Source organism: Novosphingobium sp. NFX11 (assembly GCF_057376415.1).
Genome location: NZ_CP080384.1, coordinates 1,926,515 through 1,942,457, shown reverse-complemented (window position 1 = coordinate 1,942,457; position 15,943 = coordinate 1,926,515). Strand labels below are relative to the sequence as shown.

At 64.8% G+C, this 15,943-nt stretch carries 15 protein-coding genes and 2 pseudogenes; 10 read left to right on the top strand and 7 right to left on the bottom strand.

Annotated features, from left to right (window positions below):
* Nucleotides 1-3 precede the first annotated feature (3 nt).
* Genes KZO24_RS09925 through cobA form a run of 4 tightly spaced genes read right to left on the bottom strand, consistent with a single transcriptional unit; the run spans nt 4 to nt 3,146 of the window.
* Entirely contained in the window at nt 4-438 is a 435-nt protein-coding gene (locus KZO24_RS09925) for a DUF934 domain-containing protein (RefSeq protein ID WP_008829551.1), read from the bottom strand.
* Nucleotides 431-2,065: a nitrite/sulfite reductase gene (locus KZO24_RS09920; protein ID WP_271181769.1), complete on the bottom strand. Its 1,635-nt coding sequence runs from the start codon at nt 2,063-2,065 to the stop codon at nt 431-433. The genes KZO24_RS09925 and KZO24_RS09920 overlap by 8 nt, the downstream gene beginning before the upstream one ends.
* Nucleotides 2,065-2,361, bottom strand: coding sequence for a DUF2849 domain-containing protein (locus tag KZO24_RS09915; protein ID WP_069707433.1), 297 nt, complete (start codon nt 2,359-2,361; stop codon nt 2,065-2,067). Before KZO24_RS09915 ends, KZO24_RS09920 begins: the two co-directional genes overlap by 1 nt.
* Entirely contained in the window at nt 2,358-3,146 is a 789-nt protein-coding gene (cobA, locus tag KZO24_RS09910; protein ID WP_271181768.1) for a uroporphyrinogen-III C-methyltransferase, read from the bottom strand. The genes KZO24_RS09915 and cobA overlap by 4 nt, the downstream gene beginning before the upstream one ends.
* A 208-nt stretch (nt 3,147-3,354) precedes the next feature.
* Here cobA and KZO24_RS09905 point away from each other — a divergent pair, with 208 nt between their 5' ends.
* Both KZO24_RS09905 and KZO24_RS09900 read left to right on the top strand, forming a co-directional pair.
* The gene (locus KZO24_RS09905; protein WP_271181767.1) at nt 3,355-4,032 is read left to right on the top strand and encodes a helix-turn-helix domain-containing protein; all 678 of its coding nucleotides are present in this window, start codon (nt 3,355-3,357) and stop codon (nt 4,030-4,032) included.
* A gap of 319 nt (nt 4,033-4,351) precedes the next feature.
* Entirely contained in the window at nt 4,352-5,260 is a 909-nt protein-coding gene (locus tag KZO24_RS09900; protein WP_271181766.1) for a GGDEF domain-containing protein, read from the top strand.
* Nucleotides 5,261-5,327: 67 nt separating this feature from the next.
* On the opposite strand, the gene KZO24_RS09895 is transcribed toward KZO24_RS09900, so the two are convergent.
* Together KZO24_RS09895 and KZO24_RS09890 are read right to left on the bottom strand one after the other, a co-directional pair.
* On the bottom strand, nt 5,328-6,173 hold the full coding sequence (locus KZO24_RS09895) for an acyl-CoA dehydrogenase family protein (RefSeq protein ID WP_379525395.1): 846 nt from the start codon (nt 6,171-6,173) through the stop codon (nt 5,328-5,330).
* Nucleotides 6,104-6,448 carry a hypothetical protein gene (locus tag KZO24_RS09890; RefSeq protein WP_486486117.1) on the bottom strand — a complete coding sequence of 115 codons (345 nt, stop codon included), beginning with the start codon at nt 6,446-6,448 and terminating at the stop codon, nt 6,104-6,106. The genes KZO24_RS09895 and KZO24_RS09890 overlap by 70 nt, the downstream gene beginning before the upstream one ends.
* Nucleotides 6,449-6,615: 167 nt before the next feature.
* Between KZO24_RS09890 and KZO24_RS09885 the strand changes: the two genes are divergently transcribed.
* Nucleotides 6,616-7,389, top strand: coding sequence for a helix-turn-helix transcriptional regulator (locus KZO24_RS09885; RefSeq protein ID WP_486486116.1), 774 nt, complete (start codon nt 6,616-6,618; stop codon nt 7,387-7,389).
* 307 nt (nt 7,390-7,696) lie between these two features.
* Here the strand turns inward: KZO24_RS09885 and KZO24_RS09880 are convergent.
* Nucleotides 7,697-9,330: pseudogene (locus KZO24_RS09880) on the bottom strand (GMC family oxidoreductase).
* A gap of 172 nt (nt 9,331-9,502) precedes the next feature.
* On the opposite strand from KZO24_RS09880, the gene KZO24_RS09875 reads away from it, so the two are divergent.
* The 7 genes and pseudogenes from KZO24_RS09875 to KZO24_RS09845 all read left to right on the top strand — a co-directional run bounded on the left by KZO24_RS09875 (nt 9,503) and on the right by KZO24_RS09845 (nt 15,909).
* Entirely contained in the window at nt 9,503-9,898 is a 396-nt protein-coding gene (locus KZO24_RS09875) for a Zn-ribbon domain-containing OB-fold protein (RefSeq protein WP_271181763.1), read from the top strand.
* Entirely contained in the window at nt 9,895-11,058 is a 1,164-nt protein-coding gene (locus KZO24_RS09870) for a thiolase family protein (RefSeq protein WP_271181762.1), read from the top strand. The genes KZO24_RS09875 and KZO24_RS09870 overlap by 4 nt, the downstream gene beginning before the upstream one ends.
* Nucleotides 11,058-12,266, top strand: a complete 1,209-nt coding sequence (locus KZO24_RS09865) for an acyl-CoA dehydrogenase family protein (protein WP_271181761.1) — start codon at nt 11,058-11,060, stop codon at nt 12,264-12,266. The genes KZO24_RS09870 and KZO24_RS09865 overlap by 1 nt, the downstream gene beginning before the upstream one ends.
* Nucleotides 12,267-12,417: 151 nt before the next feature.
* Nucleotides 12,418-13,408, top strand: a pseudogene (locus tag KZO24_RS09860) (thiamine pyrophosphate-dependent dehydrogenase E1 component subunit alpha).
* Between the two features lie 17 nt (nt 13,409-13,425).
* On the top strand, nt 13,426-14,439 hold the full coding sequence (locus KZO24_RS09855; RefSeq protein ID WP_271181759.1) for an alpha-ketoacid dehydrogenase subunit beta: 1,014 nt from the start codon (nt 13,426-13,428) through the stop codon (nt 14,437-14,439).
* Nucleotides 14,440-14,452: 13 nt separating this feature from the next.
* Entirely contained in the window at nt 14,453-14,980 is a 528-nt protein-coding gene (locus KZO24_RS09850; protein WP_486486115.1) for a biotin/lipoyl-containing protein, read from the top strand.
* Entirely contained in the window at nt 14,878-15,909 is a 1,032-nt protein-coding gene (locus tag KZO24_RS09845) for a 2-oxo acid dehydrogenase subunit E2 (protein ID WP_486487165.1), read from the top strand. The genes KZO24_RS09850 and KZO24_RS09845 overlap by 103 nt, the downstream gene beginning before the upstream one ends.
* Nucleotides 15,910-15,943: the final 34 nt, after the last annotated feature.

The window sequence follows — 15,943 nt, the reverse complement described above, 5'->3', positions numbered from 1 at the left end:
GGCTTACGCCGGGTGGCGCTTGGCCCAGATGGCCTGCCTGCCGTCGATCGCGGTGGCCTGGTATACGTTGTCCCACCGCTCGAAGGCGTTCTTCGCATCGGTGGTATTGAGCGCCTTGTCGGGCGCGAAGGCATCGAAGCCGCAGCGGCGCATGTGATGCAGCATGTCGATCACCAGATCGCCCACGCCGCGCAGCTCGCCGGCATAACCGGCTTCACGCAGGATGCGGGCGGCGGAGTAGCCGCGCCCGTCGGTCCACGCCGGGAAGTTGACTTCCACCAGCGCGATCCGGTCGAGGTAGGGCAGCAGCGCGCGGGCGTCCTCGCCCGGCTCGATGCGCACGGCGGTGGCGTTTGACTGTTCGGAGAACGCATCCACGGTGACGGCGGGGTCATTGACGGCCTCGTCGTCACGGAAGCGGAACTGGACGTCAACCATAGATGGCCTCCTTGAACGGATCCATGCCGATACGGCGATAGGTGTCGAGGAAGCGCTCCTCGCCCTGCTTGTTGGCGAGATAGACTTGCGTAGCCTTTTCGATCGCGTCGACCACGCCGTCCTCGGTGAAGCCGGGGCCGATGATCTTGGCGAGCGAGGTGTCCGCGCCCTCGCTGCCGCCGAACAGGAGCTGGTAGTTTTCCAGGCCCTTCTTGTCGACGCCGAGGATGCCGATGTGGCCCGCGTGATGGTGGCCGCAGGCGTTGATGCAGCCCGAAATCTTGAGCTTCAGCTCCCCGATCTCGGCCTGCTTCTGCGCCGAACCGAAGCGCTCGGAAATCTTCTGCGCGACCGGGATCGAGCGGGCGTTCGCAAGGCTGCAATAGTCGAGGCCGGGGCAGGCGATGATGTCGCCCACGGTGTCGAGGTTGGCAGTGGCGAGGCCCGCTTCGTCGAGCGCCTGCCAGACGGTGTAGAGGTCGGCCTTCTTCACGTGCGGAAGCACGATGTTCTGGGCGTGGGTGACGCGCAGTTCATCGAACGAATACTCGGTGCCGAGCTTCGCCATCAGGCGGATCTGGTCGGCCGAGGCGTCGCCGGGGATACCGCCCACGGGCTTGAGGCTGATCGTCGCGATGACGTAGCCCGGAACCTTGTGTGCGGTGGTGTTACGCTCCACCCAGAGGCGGAAGTCGGGATCGGTGAGGTCCAGATCGTTGGACAGGCCGGTCTCGAAGGCGGGGTCGACGAAGTGTGCCTTGATCCGCTCCAGCTCAGCGAGCGGCGGCTCGATCGGCTGGGTCAGCAGGTGCGCGAACTCCTCCTCGACCTGGCGGACATATTCGTCGCGGCCCAGTTCGTGGACGAGGATCTTGATGCGCGCCTTGTACTTGTTGTCGCGGCGACCGTAGCGGTTGTAGACGCGCAGGCACGCTTCGGAGAAAGTGATAAGCTGGTCCAGCGGCACGAACTCGCGGATCAGCGGCGCGATCATCGGGGTGCGGCCCATGCCGCCACCGGCGTAGAACTGCGCGCCGATCTCTCCGGCGTCGTTACGCACCATCTTGATGCCGATGTCATGCAGGCGCATCGCCGCGCGGTCGGTCTCGGAGGCGATCACGCAGATCTTGAACTTGCGCGGCAGTACCAGGAATTCCGGGTGGAAGCTGGACCACTGGCGCAGCAGTTCCGCATAAGGGCGCGGATCGATGATCTCGTCGGCGGCGGCACCGGCGAACTGGTCCGAGCTGATGTTGCGGATGCAGTTGCCGCTGGTCTGGATCGCGTGCATTTCCACCTTCGCCAGTTCGGCGAGGATGTCGGGCGTCTCTTCCAGCTTGATCCAGTTGTACTGGATGTTCTGGCGGGTGGTGAAATGGCCGTAGCCGCGGTCGTACTTGTCCGCGATGTCACCCAGAAGGTGCATCTGAGCGCCGCTCAGCGTACCGTAAGGCACCGCCACGCGCAGCATATAGGCATGGAGCTGGAGGTACAGGCCGTTCTGCAGGCGCAGCGGCTTGAACTGGTCCTCGGTCAGTTCCCCAGAGACGCGGCGGCGCACCTGGTCGCGGAATTCCTCGACCCGCACATCGACCATCTGCTGGTCGTATTCGTCGTACTTGTACATCAGATCACCCAGTTCAGAGCGGCGGGGTCGGACGGCTTCAGCGTCAGGTCGAGGCGTACGGTCGGCCCGAAGGCGCGGATGCGCTCCTTGATGTGCGCGGGGCGCACGCCTTCATCGGTCTTCTCGCCATCGACGACATAGGCTGCGAAAACGTTCTGCACGCCCTCTTCCCGTGCGATGATCGCAGCCCCGTTGTCGCCGACATCGGCGCTGTCGTTCACGTCGAGCGACCAGCCATGGCCGGTCCACCAGACCACGGCCCCGCTCTTCAGGTCGTTGCCCGTCAGGATTTTCACTGCATTGCCTCCAGCGCCAGGGCGCGAATGGTGTTGTCCGCCGAGTCATGGTCGGCGGCGACCGAGCCGATAACGATAAGCGCGGGGCTTTGCACCTTCTGACTTTCGACAAGATGCGCAAGACCGGCCAGCGGAGAGTGCAGGACACGCATATCGGAGCGGGTGGCCTTCTCGATAATTGCCACGGGCACGTCGGGCGCGAGGCCATCGGCGATGAGCTTTTCGGAGATCTGCGCGGCCGTGGCGATGCCCATGAAGATCACCAGCGTGCGGCCCTTGCCGGCAAGGCCGGACCAGTCCTGCTCGGACAGGCCCTTGCACTGGCCCGCCACGAAGCTGACGATCGAGGCATGGTCGCGGTGAGTGAGGGGGATCTGCGCCGCCGCCGAAGCGCCCAGCGCCGAGGAGATGCCGGGCACGACCTCGACCGGGACGCCCGCCGCGTGGCAGGCCTCGGCTTCTTCGCCGCCGCGTCCGAACACGAAGGGATCGCCGCCCTTGAGGCGCACGACATCGTTGCCGGCCAGCGCCTCGCGCACCAGCAGGGCGTTGATATCCTCCTGCTTCATGGTGTGGCGCGAGCGGGCCTTGGCGACCGAGACGAGCTTCGCCGTAGGCCGGGCCATCGCCAGGATCGCGGGATCGACGAGACCGTCGTGGACTACCAGCGATGCGCTCATCAGCAGGCGCGCGGCGCGCAGGGTCAGCAGGTCCGGATCGCCGGGGCCTGCACCCACAAGGTACACCTTGCCCACGCGGGGCATCTTGGAGGGATTCGCGGTCATGGTGTGGCGCAAATGGGCGCGATGGTCGCCGGATGCCAGCCATAATGGCTTTGAGGGGGCTAAGGGGAGCTTTACGCTGGCCGGATTGCCGCGTTTCCAAGGGAATTCACAGAAAATTACGCATGGCTTCGGTGCTTCATTAGTCCCGGCTCTAACCGAGATCTTAACCTAACTTGTGGACGTTCGCCTCACACATGGAGGTGGACTGATGCCCATTGCGGCCCATTTTGAAGCGCCTGAAGCAAATGGTCGCCCGCGTGCGGAGCGTCGACGCCTGTTGCTGGAGACGCAAGGGGCGCTGGAATCGGGCGAGCACATGAAGGTTGTGCTGCACAATTTCTCCGAAACCGGTGTGCTGCTTGAAAGCAAGGTCGAACTCGAGATCGGCGAAGTGCTGGACCTCGACCTGCCGGAAGCGCCGCATGCGCGCGCGCGGGTAATTTGGGCGAGTGGTTCGCTTTACGGCTGTGCCTTCGATGCGCCTATCCCCAGCGCGACCTTGCGGGCGGCGCAGCTTCGCAGCGCTGTGCAGACCGAACTCGGGCTGGGCGCTGCGCCTGCGCCGATGGGCCCGGGTGCGATCGGCGGGGAGAGCCTGGGTGAGCGGCTTCATCGCCTGCGCAAGCTGCGGGGGCTGACACAAGGCGAACTGGCCAGTCGCCTTGGCGTGTCCAAGCCGACCGTGTGGGCCTGGGAGCAGGGGCGTGCCCGTCCGATCGAGGAGCGTCTGGACGCGATCGCCGAGGCGCTCGGGGTCGAGCCCGCGGAATTGCGGCCGAGTCGCACGGTGCCCGGCCTGACCGACCTTATCTCCCGCTGCCGGGACCAGATCGCGGCGGCCGTGGAAACGACGCCGGACAAGGTCCGCATCATGATCGAACTGTAAAGCGGCGTTCTGCCGCTTCATTTCTGCCCGCTGTTGGGCCGCCCAATTCGACGGGTAATACAGCCAACCTACATCGGCAGAATTTCGTATTTCCTATGATACCCTTAAGTGGTAAATAGAATTTTATGAATTTCATGGCGTAAGTTATATTAACTAATAAAACTAACATCCGTTTATAGTTAATAAAATATCTATGGTTAATGATATTAATTTTATCTGCGGAGTGTTTTACTCAAATCTTCAGGCGCAGATTCTAGGTGGCCCAAAGGGTCGCTGAAGGTCAGGTCGAGGCAGGCACCGGGACGTAGTCGGCATGGGCATGAACTTCACATTTCAGGAAAGCTCGGTCCTTTACGGGATGCTCGCCGAGAGTTCGACCGACGTGATCCTCAAGACTGATCCCAAGGGTTTCATCGTCCACGCCACCCCGGGAATCGTCGAACTGGGCCACCGCGAGCCGGCGCGTTCCGATGGAGGAGCACTGGTCGGCCCGCACCTCCTCGACCTCGTCGCGCCTGAGGCCAAGCAGCAGATTTCCAAGGCCCATGCCCGTGCGATGGCAGGTGAGGATATTGACTGGATAGAGTTTCCGGCTCTGACCCGGGACGACCGCAAACGCTGGTTCGAGCTGCGCTTGCGCGCTCTGCTGCGGCATGACGGAGCGCCTTACGGCGTGCTAGGCGTCATGCGCAACGTCGATGAAATGCGCTCGCTCAGCGAACGGCTGTTCACCGCGACCTATACAGATCCGCTGACGGGGCTTACCAACCGCACGGCGTTCATCTCGATGCTGGAGCATATGCTCGATACCCGCATGGAGGGGTGCCTTGCGCTCTTCAGCATCGATTTTTTCCGCACGATCAACATGCAACACGGCCAGAGCGTCGGTGACGAGGTTCTGACGGTGTTCGCCGATCTCCTGCGTGAACTGCTTCGAACTGAGGACATCATCTCGCGTATCGGCTCGGAACGCTTCGCCGTGATCCTGCCGCGGGTAACCGCTGTCGAGGCGGAAGGGATCTGCCGCCGTGTGGTCACGACGCTTTCTGAACTCAAGCAGACGATCGGTGACGGCAGTTTCGCGATGACGGCCAGCGCCAGCGTCGCTCGTGTCGGAACCAGCCTCGATTCTACGATAGAGCGAGCCGAGATGGCGCTGTTCGTCGCCAAGGCCAAAGGTCGCAATCGGCTGGAAATGGAAAAGCCCGTCCGTCTTGCGGTAGGCTGAGAATAACCGGAAAAAGAGGGGCAGCATCGTTGCCGGTGCCGCCCCTTTCGTCAGGTTGTGGTTACGGTCAGTTCAGCAGCCCGGCATAGCGATCAAGCGCGGCCAACGGCCCTTCCGGCCAGCGCGACAGCACCAGCAGGCGCTTGTGCCCGCCGCCGATGGCGAGCTCGTCGGTCACGCCCATGCCGCCATGGAACTGGATCATCTCGTGCCCCAGCGTCACCGAGGCTTCGGCGATGTAGGCTCGCGCGCCGTGGACGGCGTTTGCGAACTCGTCGCTGCCCCAGGATACGAGCGCAAGGTTGAGCAGCGCGCGGCTCTGCTCGATCACGGCATACTGGGCGACCATGCGGTGCTGGATCGCCTGGAAGGAGCCCAGTGCAGAGCCGAACTGGTCGCGCGTACGCAGGTAATCGATGGTTTCCGCGAAGATCCGTTCCATGATCCCCAGCGCTTCGGCACTGCGGGCAAGGGCGGCGAGATCGCTGGCTGCGGCAATGGCGGCAAGTCCGTCGTCGCTGAGCTTGTTGCCGGAGGGCACGATCACGTCGCCGAGTTCCAGCGAGCAGGCCACGCTGCCGTCCGCCATGTGCCAGTCATGGGCAGAGATGCCGGGGCTGGCCGCGGGCACGAGGAACAGGGCGACACCTGCATTATCGCCGGGCTCGCCGGATATGCGCGCCGAAACGATGTAGCCGTCGGCACCGCCCCCGGCGACGCAATAGGGCTTGGAGCCGGTCAGCTTCCAGCCGTCTCCCGTAGTGGTCGCCGTGGTTTCCACCCAGTCGAGCCCGCCGCGTGCGCTGGCCTCGGCATGGGCGAGTGCCAGGCGCTTGCTGCCGGTCAGCAGATCATCCAGCCAATCGCCCTGAAGCGATGCCGGGGCCGTGGCCGCGAAGAGGCGGCCGGCCATGACCACTGATTCCGCGAGCGGTTCGACCACCAGCCCCCGACCCAGTGCCTCGAAAACGGTGGCAATTCCGGTCGCATCGAGACCCAATCCGCCCATTTCTTCGGGGAAGGGGCTGCGATCAGGCCGAGTTCGCCGAGCAGTTCCCAGTTGGCGCTCGAAAAGCCGTTGGGCTCCGCCAGAAAGGCGCGGCGGCTGTCATGATCGTAATGGTCGGTGACGAAGCGCTCGGTCAGGGCCTTGAGCATTTCCTCGTCTTCGCTGAGGTCGAAATTCACAGTCCACTCCCGCAGGGATGTTCCCCCTTTGAGTGGCGGTTCTATCACCAGCAGGCCGCCTGTTACCGCTGGGCAAAAGGCTAGTCATAAAAACGCGGTAATTCCGCGCTTCAAGCGATTGTGCCCCCGGAGTCAGGGGGCTAAGGAAGAGCCTCGAGAGGACATCAATGCAACTTCTGTCACAGGAAAACATCGACGCCGTCCGCGTGACGTCGCCGGAAGGCATCCGCCCCGCAGCCGAGGCCCTGCATCGCATCGCCATGGAATGCGGCATGCGGGCCGCGCCCGCGCACGACATTGCCGATAAGCGCACGCCGGTCGATGCCGATGGCAACCTGCTCGCCACGGAAGTCTTCGGGTGGGAAGACGGCGACCGCGTCTGGTGGCGCAATTCTCGCATTGCCCTCGACAGTCCGCTGACCACCGCGTGCCGGTTTGAAAGCCAGCCGTTCTGGGCCAATGCGGAAGGTTTCCGCACGCTGGAGCGCAACGCCTATCTGTCCTCCATCGACATCGCCAATTTCGAGACGCGCTCGCTTACCCGCGCGGCGATTGGCGTGCCGGTCCACCTGCCGTTCGGTCAGATCGGGGCTGTCAGCTTCAACCCGCTCGATCGCGACAAGACCGATCTTTCGGAAGACTTCGCGCGTTATTCGGATGCGCTGGGACTTTATGCGCGCACGTTCATCGCGACCTATGTGCAGGTAATGGGTTCGACGCAGGCGCTGCCGCCCAGATCCCGCCTCTCCAAGCGCGAGGTCGAGTGTCTGCGCTGGGCTGCGATCGGCAAGACCGATCTGGAAATCAGCATGATCATGTCGCGTAGCCGCGCGACGGTGCGCTTCCACATTCACAATGCCGCGACCAAGCTGAACGCGGTCAACCGTAGCCAGACTGTCTTCAAGGCGGCGCAGCTGGGCTACATTTCTCTCCAGAACTGACGTAGCGTTTTGAAATAACGATGATTTATGAATGTCGGCGAGGCATCGCCGGCACGCTTTGCGTTACCCTCTTTCCCAAGCCGAATTTCTTGTTACACTCGGCTTACAACATAACGAGAGAGGATGCCCGTGGAACGCAAGATGCATACGGCCTTGCTATTCAAGCTTCTGGTGATTTTTGCCGCCTTTGCGGCGCTTTTTGCTCCGCTACGTTCGTGGATACTGAATTCGGTGGGGTTTTAGGCCGTAAAGGGGCGGGCGACGCATCGCGCTGAGCGATGGTCGCCACCTTTGATCCTCTGAAGGATCAGCGTTCTTCCAGCATCAGCTTCGCCCCGCGCAGGCCCACGGCCATGGCCGGCGCGTTCGTATTGCCGGTGACATGCCACGGCATCACCGAGCAATCGGCCACACGCACGCCCTGAACCCCGTTTACCCGCAGGCGCGGATCGACCACGGCCTCCGGGTCCGAGCCCATGCGGCATGAGCGGATGGCATGGAGTCCGCAACTCGACAGGCGGCGGAACATGGCGAGCACATCCTCGTCACTCTCTACTTGCGCACCGGGCACGAGTTCCTCGCCGACCATGTTGGCCAGCGGTCCCGCTCGGACATAGTCGCGCATGGACCGGACGAGGGCGATCGCGGATTTGCGATCATGCTCGGTCGTCAGGAAGTTGTGCAGGATCTCGGGGGCATCGCTGGCTTTGGGACCGGTCGCGCGTACGCTGCTCTCGCTGGTCAGGCGCAGCAGCTGGCCGTAGATGGTGACGCCGGGTTTCGGGTCGATCTTGTCGAGCGGGACCGGGTCTTTGTCGTCGCCGACCTTGAAGGTGTAGCCGCCGAGATAGAACTGCGCATCGGTGCGACCGTCCGGATGGGCGACGTTGCGGAAGGCGCCGACCTCAAAAGGCCCGGTCGCAAGCACGCCGTCGCCGCGCAGCAGGTAACGCAGCATGGCGAAGGCCGCGCCGATGCCGAAGAAGCTCTTGTTGGTGCCCTTGCCATGGTCGAGCCGGAAGGGGATCGAGAGCGAGAGGTGCTCGATCATTTTCTCGCCCACGTCCGGCGAATGCGCGACCAGCGGGATGCCCGCTGCCGCAAGCCTCGCAGCATCGCCTATCCCTGAACGCTGCAGGAGGAGGGGCTTTCCATGGCTCCGGCGCTTACGACGACCTCGCCCTTTGCCGCCAGCGCAAAGCGTTCGGGCTTGCCGTTGACGGAGGCTTCCAGTGCAATCGCACGGGTGCCGTCGAAGACGATCCGATCGGCCATGGCGCCGGTGACGACGGTGACGTTGGGCCGCTTGCGTGCCACTGCCAGATATGTACGCGCAGAGGAATCGCGCTTACCCTTGCGGATGTTGTGGCTGTAGTAGCCGACGCGCGGGCCGGGGGTGCCATTGAGGTCATCCACCCGGCGCAGGCCTTGCGCTTCGCCGGCCTCGATCATGCTTTCGGCCAACGGATACGTGTAGCAGGCCGGGTCCACCCGGACGAGGCCGCCGCTGCCGCGCATGGGGCTGGCGCCGGCCTTGTGATCCTCCAGTTCCTTGAAAGCCTCGGTCATGCTGGCGCCGTTCCAGCCGGTCGCGCCCGCCTCGGTTTCCCAGGCATCGTAGTCGGCCGGTTCGCCCCGACTCCATATCATGCCGTTGATGGAGGACGAGCCGCCAAGGCCCTTGCCGCAGATCCAGACTTCGCCCGCGCCCTTGTCATTGGCGCCGGGGTCGCGGGGCTGGGCGACGTGGTAGGCCCACATGTGCTCGGGCTTCTTGACCAGCTTGGCGACGCCTTTGGGCAGCGTGACCCAGAAGCTGTCGTTCTCACCGCCCGCCTCCAGCACCAGCACTTGCGAGCGGCCGTCGGCGCTCAGCCGCTCCGCCATGACGCAGCCCGCACTGCCCGCGCCGACGATGATGTAGTCCCACTGCTTGGCCATAATTCGTCTCTCCCGGCGCAGGGTTGTCCCAGTTGCCCTCGAAGTCGCACGAACTAGCGCAATGGCTATCCTATCGTTTTGGTGAGTCACAAATGCTGCGGGGACCGGCTTAAACCGAGATCCATGGCCGGACTTTCGATACCGGCCCAAGGTTTCAAGGATCGGGAGCGAGATGAAAGCGATAGCCGAAGGCCTGTTCACCGACGAGACGCCTGCGCGTCTGATCGGCGGCAAGGACCGGGAAACCGGCCGGATCGTCTTCCCGTGCCCGACGGCATCGACTTACGAGCCGGTGCCGCTGGCGAGCGAGGGCACCTTGTGGTCCTACACCGTCCAGCGCTTCCGCCCCAAGTCGCCGCCTTACGCCGGACCGGAGGCGTTCGCGCCGTGGGTGGTCGCCTATGTCGAACTGCCCGGGCAGGTGATCGTCGAGGCGCGGCTGAACGATGTCGCGTTCGAGGACGTGAAGGTCGGCATGCCGGTGCGTTTCGCGCCGTCGCCGCTGAACCCGGACCTCTCGGACAGCCCCTATATCCCCGCCTACGTACCCGCAGGAGGCGCAGCATGAGCGGCGACGTGTGCATCGTCGGCATCGGCATCCACCGCTTCGGGCGCACCGATGGTTTGTCCGGCGTCGATCAGGGCGTCTACGCCGTGCGCGAGGCGCTGGCCGACGCGGGCGTGGAGTGGCCGCAGGTCCAGTTCGCCTATGGCAGTTCGGACGCGGCCGGAAACCCGGACTCGATGGTCGATCGCCTCGGCCTGACCGGGGTTCAGTTCATCAACGTGCGCAACGGCTGCGCGGCGGGTGGATCGGCGCTGTTCTCGGCGCAGATGGCGATCAAGTCGGGCGAGTTCGACCTCGGCCTCGCGGTCGGTTTCGACAAGCATCCGCGCGGAGCCTTCAACGCGCTGCCGAGCGAATACAACCTGCCGGACTGGTACGGCGAAGTCGGCCAGATGGTCACCACGCAGTTCTTCGCCGCTAAGATCATGCGCTACATGAGCCTGTTCGGCATCTCGCAGAAGACGCTGGGCATGGTGTCGGAAAAGGCCTTCCGCAACGCCGTCCACGCGCCGCATGCCTGGCGCCGCCAGCCGGTGTCGCTGGAGGAAATCCTCGAAGCGCCGCTGGTGAGCGATCCCTATACCAAGTACATGTTCTGCTCTCCGGCAGAGGGCGGCGTGGCGCTGATCCTCGCCAGCGAGAAGAAGGCGCGCGAACTGGGCAAGCCGCTGATCCGGCTCAAGGCCGCGACCATGCGCACCCGTCCGCCCGCCAGCTTCGAGGTCTTCGCGCCTTCGGTGGATGTGGTGGCCGATGACACCCGCCCGCGCGGCACCGCCTCGCGCATCGCCTCCGCCGACGCCTATCGCCTCGCCGGGATCGGCCCAGGCGACATCGACGTCGCCCAGCTTCAGGACACCGAAGCGGGCGCCGAGCTGATGCACATGGCCGAGAACGGCTTCTGCGCCGATGGCGAGCAGGAGCAGTGGCTGGCCGAGGGGCGCACCGAAATCAACGGCGCGCTGCCGGTCAACACGGACGGCGGCTGCCTCGCCTGTGGCGAGCCGATCGGCGCATCGGGTCTGCGCCAGGTCTACGAAAACGTCGTGCAACTGCGGGGAGACGGCGGCGGCCGTCAGGTGCCGAATTCGCCCAAGACGGCATACAGCCATGTCTACGGCGCCCCGGGCGTCTCTGCAGTCACCATTCTGGAACGCTGATGGATATCGAACTTTCCCCTCAAGATGCTGCCTTCCGCGACGATGTCCGCGCCTTTCTGCGCGACAATCTGCCTGCCGAGGTGAAGGCAGGCGCGGCGGCTACCCCGTCCGTCTTCGTCGAGCCGGAGATCGGCCAAGCCTGGAACGCGGTGCTGAACAGGCAGGGCTGGCTGGGCTACCAGTGGCCCGCGGAGCATGGCGGCACGGGCTGGACCCCGCTGCAGCGCTACCTGTTCGAGAAGGAATGTGCCGCCGCCGGCGCGCCCAATCTCACGGTGCTGGGCCTCAAGCTGCTCGCCCCGGTGATCTACAATTTCGGTACCGATGCCCAGAAGGCGCAGGTTCTTCCGCGCATCCTCTCGGGCGAGGACTACTGGTGCCAGGGCTTCTCCGAGCCGGGCGCGGGTTCCGACCTCGCCAGCCTCAAGACCCGCGCCATTCGTGAGGGCGACCACTACCGCGTCAACGGCTCTAAGATCTGGACCACCCACGCGCACCACGCCAACCGCATGTTCACGCTGGTGCGCACCAACACCGAGGTGAAGAAGCAGGCGGGCATCTCGTTCCTGCTGATCGACCTCGACACCCCCGGCGTCTCGGTGCGCCCGATCCTGACCAACGCGGGCGACCACGAGGTCAATCAGGTGTTCCTCGAAGACGTCATGGTCCCGGCCGAGAACCTCGTCGGTGGTGAGGGCGATGGCTGGACGATCGCGAAGTTTCTGCTTGAAAATGAACGCGGTGGTTCTTGCCACGCGCCCAAGCTCGGCTACGATCTCGACCAGATCGAAGCCGCCGCGAAGGACGAGAGCGATGGGAAGGGCGGTATCCTCGCCGACCAGACCGACTGGCGCCGTCGCGTGGCGAAGGCCCGTCTCTCGGTCAACGCGCTCGAGATGATCGAACTCAAGATCATTTCGGAGATCGCCAAGGGCCGCAAGGCGGGCCCGCAGACCTCGCTGACCAAGCTGCTGGCGTCCAATCTGCGGCAGGAGATCGACCTGCTGGCGGTGGACCTCTACGGCCCCGCCGGCCTCCAGTTGGAAACCGCGCGCCCGCTCTATGGCGACAACGCGCCCGCCGCCGTCCATTCCAAGGCCGCGCAGGTCGCCTCGGCCCGCTATCTCAACAGCCGCGCGTGGACCATCTTCGGCGGCACTAACGAAGTGCAGAGCACCATCATCGCCAAGTCGGTGCTGGGCCTTTGACCATTCTGCCTCACCCTTTCTCGTCATTGCGAGGCTCGCGGGGCCGCGGCAATCCAGAGCAGCATCGCTCCGCCCTGGATTGCTTCGCTGCGCTCGCAATGACGAACGGGTGTTGTCCCGAAATCCACACCATAACTGAGAGGAATCCCTGATGCAGCTGAACCGCGAGGCGCTGACCCGCGCCTATCGGCAGATGAAGCTGATCCGCGAATTCGAGGAACGGCTCCACGAGGAGATCCAGACCGGCGAGATCGCGGGCTTCACCCACCTCTACTGCGGCCAGGAAGCCGTCGCCGTCGGTGTGTGCGAGCACCTGACCGAGCGTGACAAGATCGTCTCGACCCACCGCGGCCATGGCCACTGTCTGGCCAAGGGTTGCGACCTTGACGGCATGATGAAGGAAATCTGGGGCAGCCAGGACGGCCTTTGCAACGGCAAGGGCGGATCGATGCACATCGCCGACATCGACAAGGGCATGCTGGGCGCCAACGGCATCGTCGGCGCGGGCGCTCCGATCGCGGTGGGCGCGGCGATCTCCAACAAGATCGACGGTCCGGACGAGAACGGCAAGCTGGCCGTCTCGATCGCCTTCTCGGGCGACGGCGCCTGCAACCAGGGCACCACGTTCGAGGCGATGAACCTCGCGGTCGTCACCCAGGCCCCGGCGATCTTCGTCTTCGAGAACAATCACTATTCCGAGCACACCGGCGTCGATTACGCGGTCGGTACCACCAGGGACATCGCCAGCCGCGCCGAAGCGTTCGGCATGAAGGTGTGGCGCGGCGACGGCACGGACTTCTTCGCCGTCTACGACACCTTCCGCGAAGTGCTGGAATATGTCCGCACCCCCGGTAATGGCCCGGCCGCCGTGGAATTCGATACCGAGCGTTTCTTCGGCCACTTCGAAGGCGATCCGCAGCGCTATCGCGGCGATGGCGAACTCGATCGCCTGCGCGCCGAACGGGACTGCCTCAAGATCTTCCGCGCCAGCGTCACCGGCGCCAAGCTGCTGGAAGACGTGGATCTCGACACGATCGACACCGAGATCCCTCAAGGCCATCGAGGATGCCGTCCAGGCTTCGCGCGCCGCACCGCGCCCGCAGCCCGAGAACGTCCTTGAAAACGTCTACATCAGCTACTGACGGCAGGAGCGAGACCCATGGCAAAAATGATGTATCGCGATGCCATCCGCAACACGATCTTCCAGGAAATGCAGCGTGACGAGCGCGTCGTCGTGCTGGGCGAGGACGTCGTCGGTGGCAACGGCACGGCCGGCGGCCCCGAGGCGATCGGCGGCATCTGGTCCACCTCGACCGGCTTCTACGACGCCTTCGGTCCCAACCGCGTGATCGACACCCCGATCAGCGAAAGCGCCATCATGGGCGCGGCGGGCGGTCTGGCCCTCGCCGGCAAGCGCCCGGTGGCAGAGATCATGTTCGCCGACTTCATCGGCGTGTGCATGGACCAGCTCTGGAACCAGATCGCCAAGTTCCGCTACATGTTCGGCGGCAAGTCGGTCTGCCCGGCGGTGATCCGCATGCCGGTGGGCGCGGGCTACAACGCCGCCGCGCAGCACAGCCAGATGATCAGCCAGTTCGTCACCAACATGCCCGGCATCAAGGTGGTCATGCCGACCACCCCGGAAGACGCCTGCGGCCTGCTGCGTCAGGCGATCCGCGATGACGATCCGGTCGTGTTCCTCGAACACAAGTTCCTCTACGCGATGAGCGGCGAAGTGAACGAGGATCCGGATTTCTGCATCCCCTTCGGCCACGCCCGCCTTGCCCGTGCTGGGCAGGACGTGACCATCGTCGCCAGCGGCATGATGGTGCGCTACGCCGAGACGGCTGCGGACGATCTGGCGCAGGACGGCATCGGCTGCGACGTGATCGACCTTCGCACCACCTCGCCGCTGGACGAGGAAGCGATCCTCGATTCGGTCGAAGTGACCGGTCGTTTGGTCGTGGTGGACGAGGCCCCGCCGCGCTGCTCGCTGGCCACCGACATCTCCGCGCTCGTCGCCCAGAAGGCTTTCGCCAGCCTCAAGGCGCCGATCGAGATGGTGACCCCGCCGCACACGCCGGTCCCGTTCGCCCGCGAACTGGAAAGCGCCTACCTGCCGAGCCCGGCCAAGGTCGCCGCTGCCGTGCGCAAGACGCTCGAATACCGTTGAGGGGAGCGCTGACATGAGTCGCATCCGCGCATTCACGATGCCCAAGTGGGGCATCGAAATGACCGAAGGCACGATCGCCGAATGGATGGTGAAGGAGGGTGAAACCTTCAAGCGCGGCCAGACGCTGTGCCTGATCGAAACCGCCAAGATCACCAACGAGGTCGAGGCCGAATACGAAGCCACCGTCCGCCGCATCATCGTGGGCGGCGGCGCGGGCGAGGAACCCGTCGGCGCGCTGCTGGCGGTGTTCGACGAGGGTTCGCACTCGGACGCCGAGATCGATGCCTTCGTGGCCGATTTCAAGCCGGCCGAGGGCGGCATCGCCCAAGGTGCAGGTAAGGGGGCGCCGAGAAGACCAAGACCCAGGAGTCCGCTCCGGCTGCCGCTGCTGCGCCGGCTCCTGAAAAGCAGCGCATCAAGATCGACACCAACCGCCCGATCAGCCCCGAGGCCCTGCGCCTCGCGGAAGAAGAGGGCGTCGATATCGCCGGTATCGAGGGTTCGGGCCGTGGCGGTCGCATCACCCATCAGGACGTGGTGAAGGCGCTGCGCGGCGAGGGTGCTCCCTCGCTCAAGGGCACGGTTCCCGTCGAGGCGGACGACCTCAAGGTCCTCGCCTCGCCGCTCGCCCGCCGTATCGCCGCGCTGCACGGCCTCTCGCTGCAGGGCCTGACCGGCACCGGACCGCGCGGCCGTATCTCCAAGGCCGATGTGCTGGCGCTCGTGCCTGCGCCGAAGGCGTCGGCCGGCGGCATCGGCACGCCTGAATTCGTGGCCGGTGAGAACCGCCCCGAAGTCGTGCCTTTCGACCGCGTCCGCAAGGTCGTCGCTCAGCGGCTCACCCAGGCGAAGCAGGAGCTTCCGCACTTCTATCTGCGCATGTCGGCCAGCGCCGATGCGCTGATCGCGATGCGCAAGACCGCGAACGTCGTGCTGGGCAGCAAGGCTTCGGTGAACGACTGGATCGTCAAGGCTTCGGCCATGGCGCTGGCGAAGCACCCGGACGTCAACCTGCAGGTGCACGGTCAAGAAATTCACCGCTTCCCGCACGCCGACGTTTCGATCGCGGTCGCCAGCCCCAAGGGCCTCGTCACCCCGGTGGTGCGTCAGGCCAATCTGATGCGGATCGACCAGATCGCGGTGGAAACCCGCCGCCTGATCGACAAGGCGCAGGCCGGCAAGCTCAGCATGGACGATATGGACGGCGGCACCTTCTCCGTCTCCAACCTCGGCATGTTCGGGATCGAGAACTTCGATGCGATCATCAACCCGCCGCAGGGCGCGATCCTCGCCGTCGGCGCGGCGCTGCGCCAGCCGGTGGAGACGGATGACGGCGACGTGGCGTTCGAAACGCGCATTTCCTTCACTCTCTCGGTCGACCACCGGGCCATCGATGGCGCTGCGGGCGCGCAGTTCCTGCAGACGCTCAAGGGTCTGATCGAGGCGCCCGAGGGCCTGTTCGGCGCGTGATTGCACACTTCCCCGTCATTCCCGCGAAGGCGGG

Bases quoted from the DNA above. Each gene is read 5' to 3' on its own strand.
- KZO24_RS09850 (WP_486486115.1), top strand. From the start codon at position 14,453: ATGAGTCGCATCCGCGCATTCACGATGCCCAAGTGGGGCATCGAAATG.
- KZO24_RS09870 (WP_271181762.1), top strand. From the start codon at position 9,895: ATGAGCGGCGACGTGTGCATCGTCGGCATCGGCATCCACCGCTTCGGG.
- KZO24_RS09925 (WP_008829551.1), bottom strand. From the start codon at position 438: ATGGTTGACGTCCAGTTCCGCTTCCGTGACGACGAGGCCGTCAATGAC.
- KZO24_RS09885 (WP_486486116.1), top strand. From the start codon at position 6,616: ATGCAACTTCTGTCACAGGAAAACATCGACGCCGTCCGCGTGACGTCG.
- KZO24_RS09875 (WP_271181763.1), top strand. From the start codon at position 9,503: ATGAAAGCGATAGCCGAAGGCCTGTTCACCGACGAGACGCCTGCGCGT.
- cobA (WP_271181768.1), bottom strand. From the start codon at position 3,146: ATGACCGCGAATCCCTCCAAGATGCCCCGCGTGGGCAAGGTGTACCTT.
- KZO24_RS09855 (WP_271181759.1), top strand. From the start codon at position 13,426: ATGGCAAAAATGATGTATCGCGATGCCATCCGCAACACGATCTTCCAG.
- KZO24_RS09905 (WP_271181767.1), top strand. From the start codon at position 3,355: ATGCCCATTGCGGCCCATTTTGAAGCGCCTGAAGCAAATGGTCGCCCG.
- KZO24_RS09865 (WP_271181761.1), top strand. From the start codon at position 11,058: ATGGATATCGAACTTTCCCCTCAAGATGCTGCCTTCCGCGACGATGTC.
- KZO24_RS09900 (WP_271181766.1), top strand. From the start codon at position 4,352: ATGAACTTCACATTTCAGGAAAGCTCGGTCCTTTACGGGATGCTCGCC.
- KZO24_RS09920 (WP_271181769.1), bottom strand. From the start codon at position 2,065: ATGTACAAGTACGACGAATACGACCAGCAGATGGTCGATGTGCGGGTC.
- KZO24_RS09895 (WP_379525395.1), bottom strand. From the start codon at position 6,173: ATGGCCGGCCGCCTCTTCGCGGCCACGGCCCCGGCATCGCTTCAGGGC.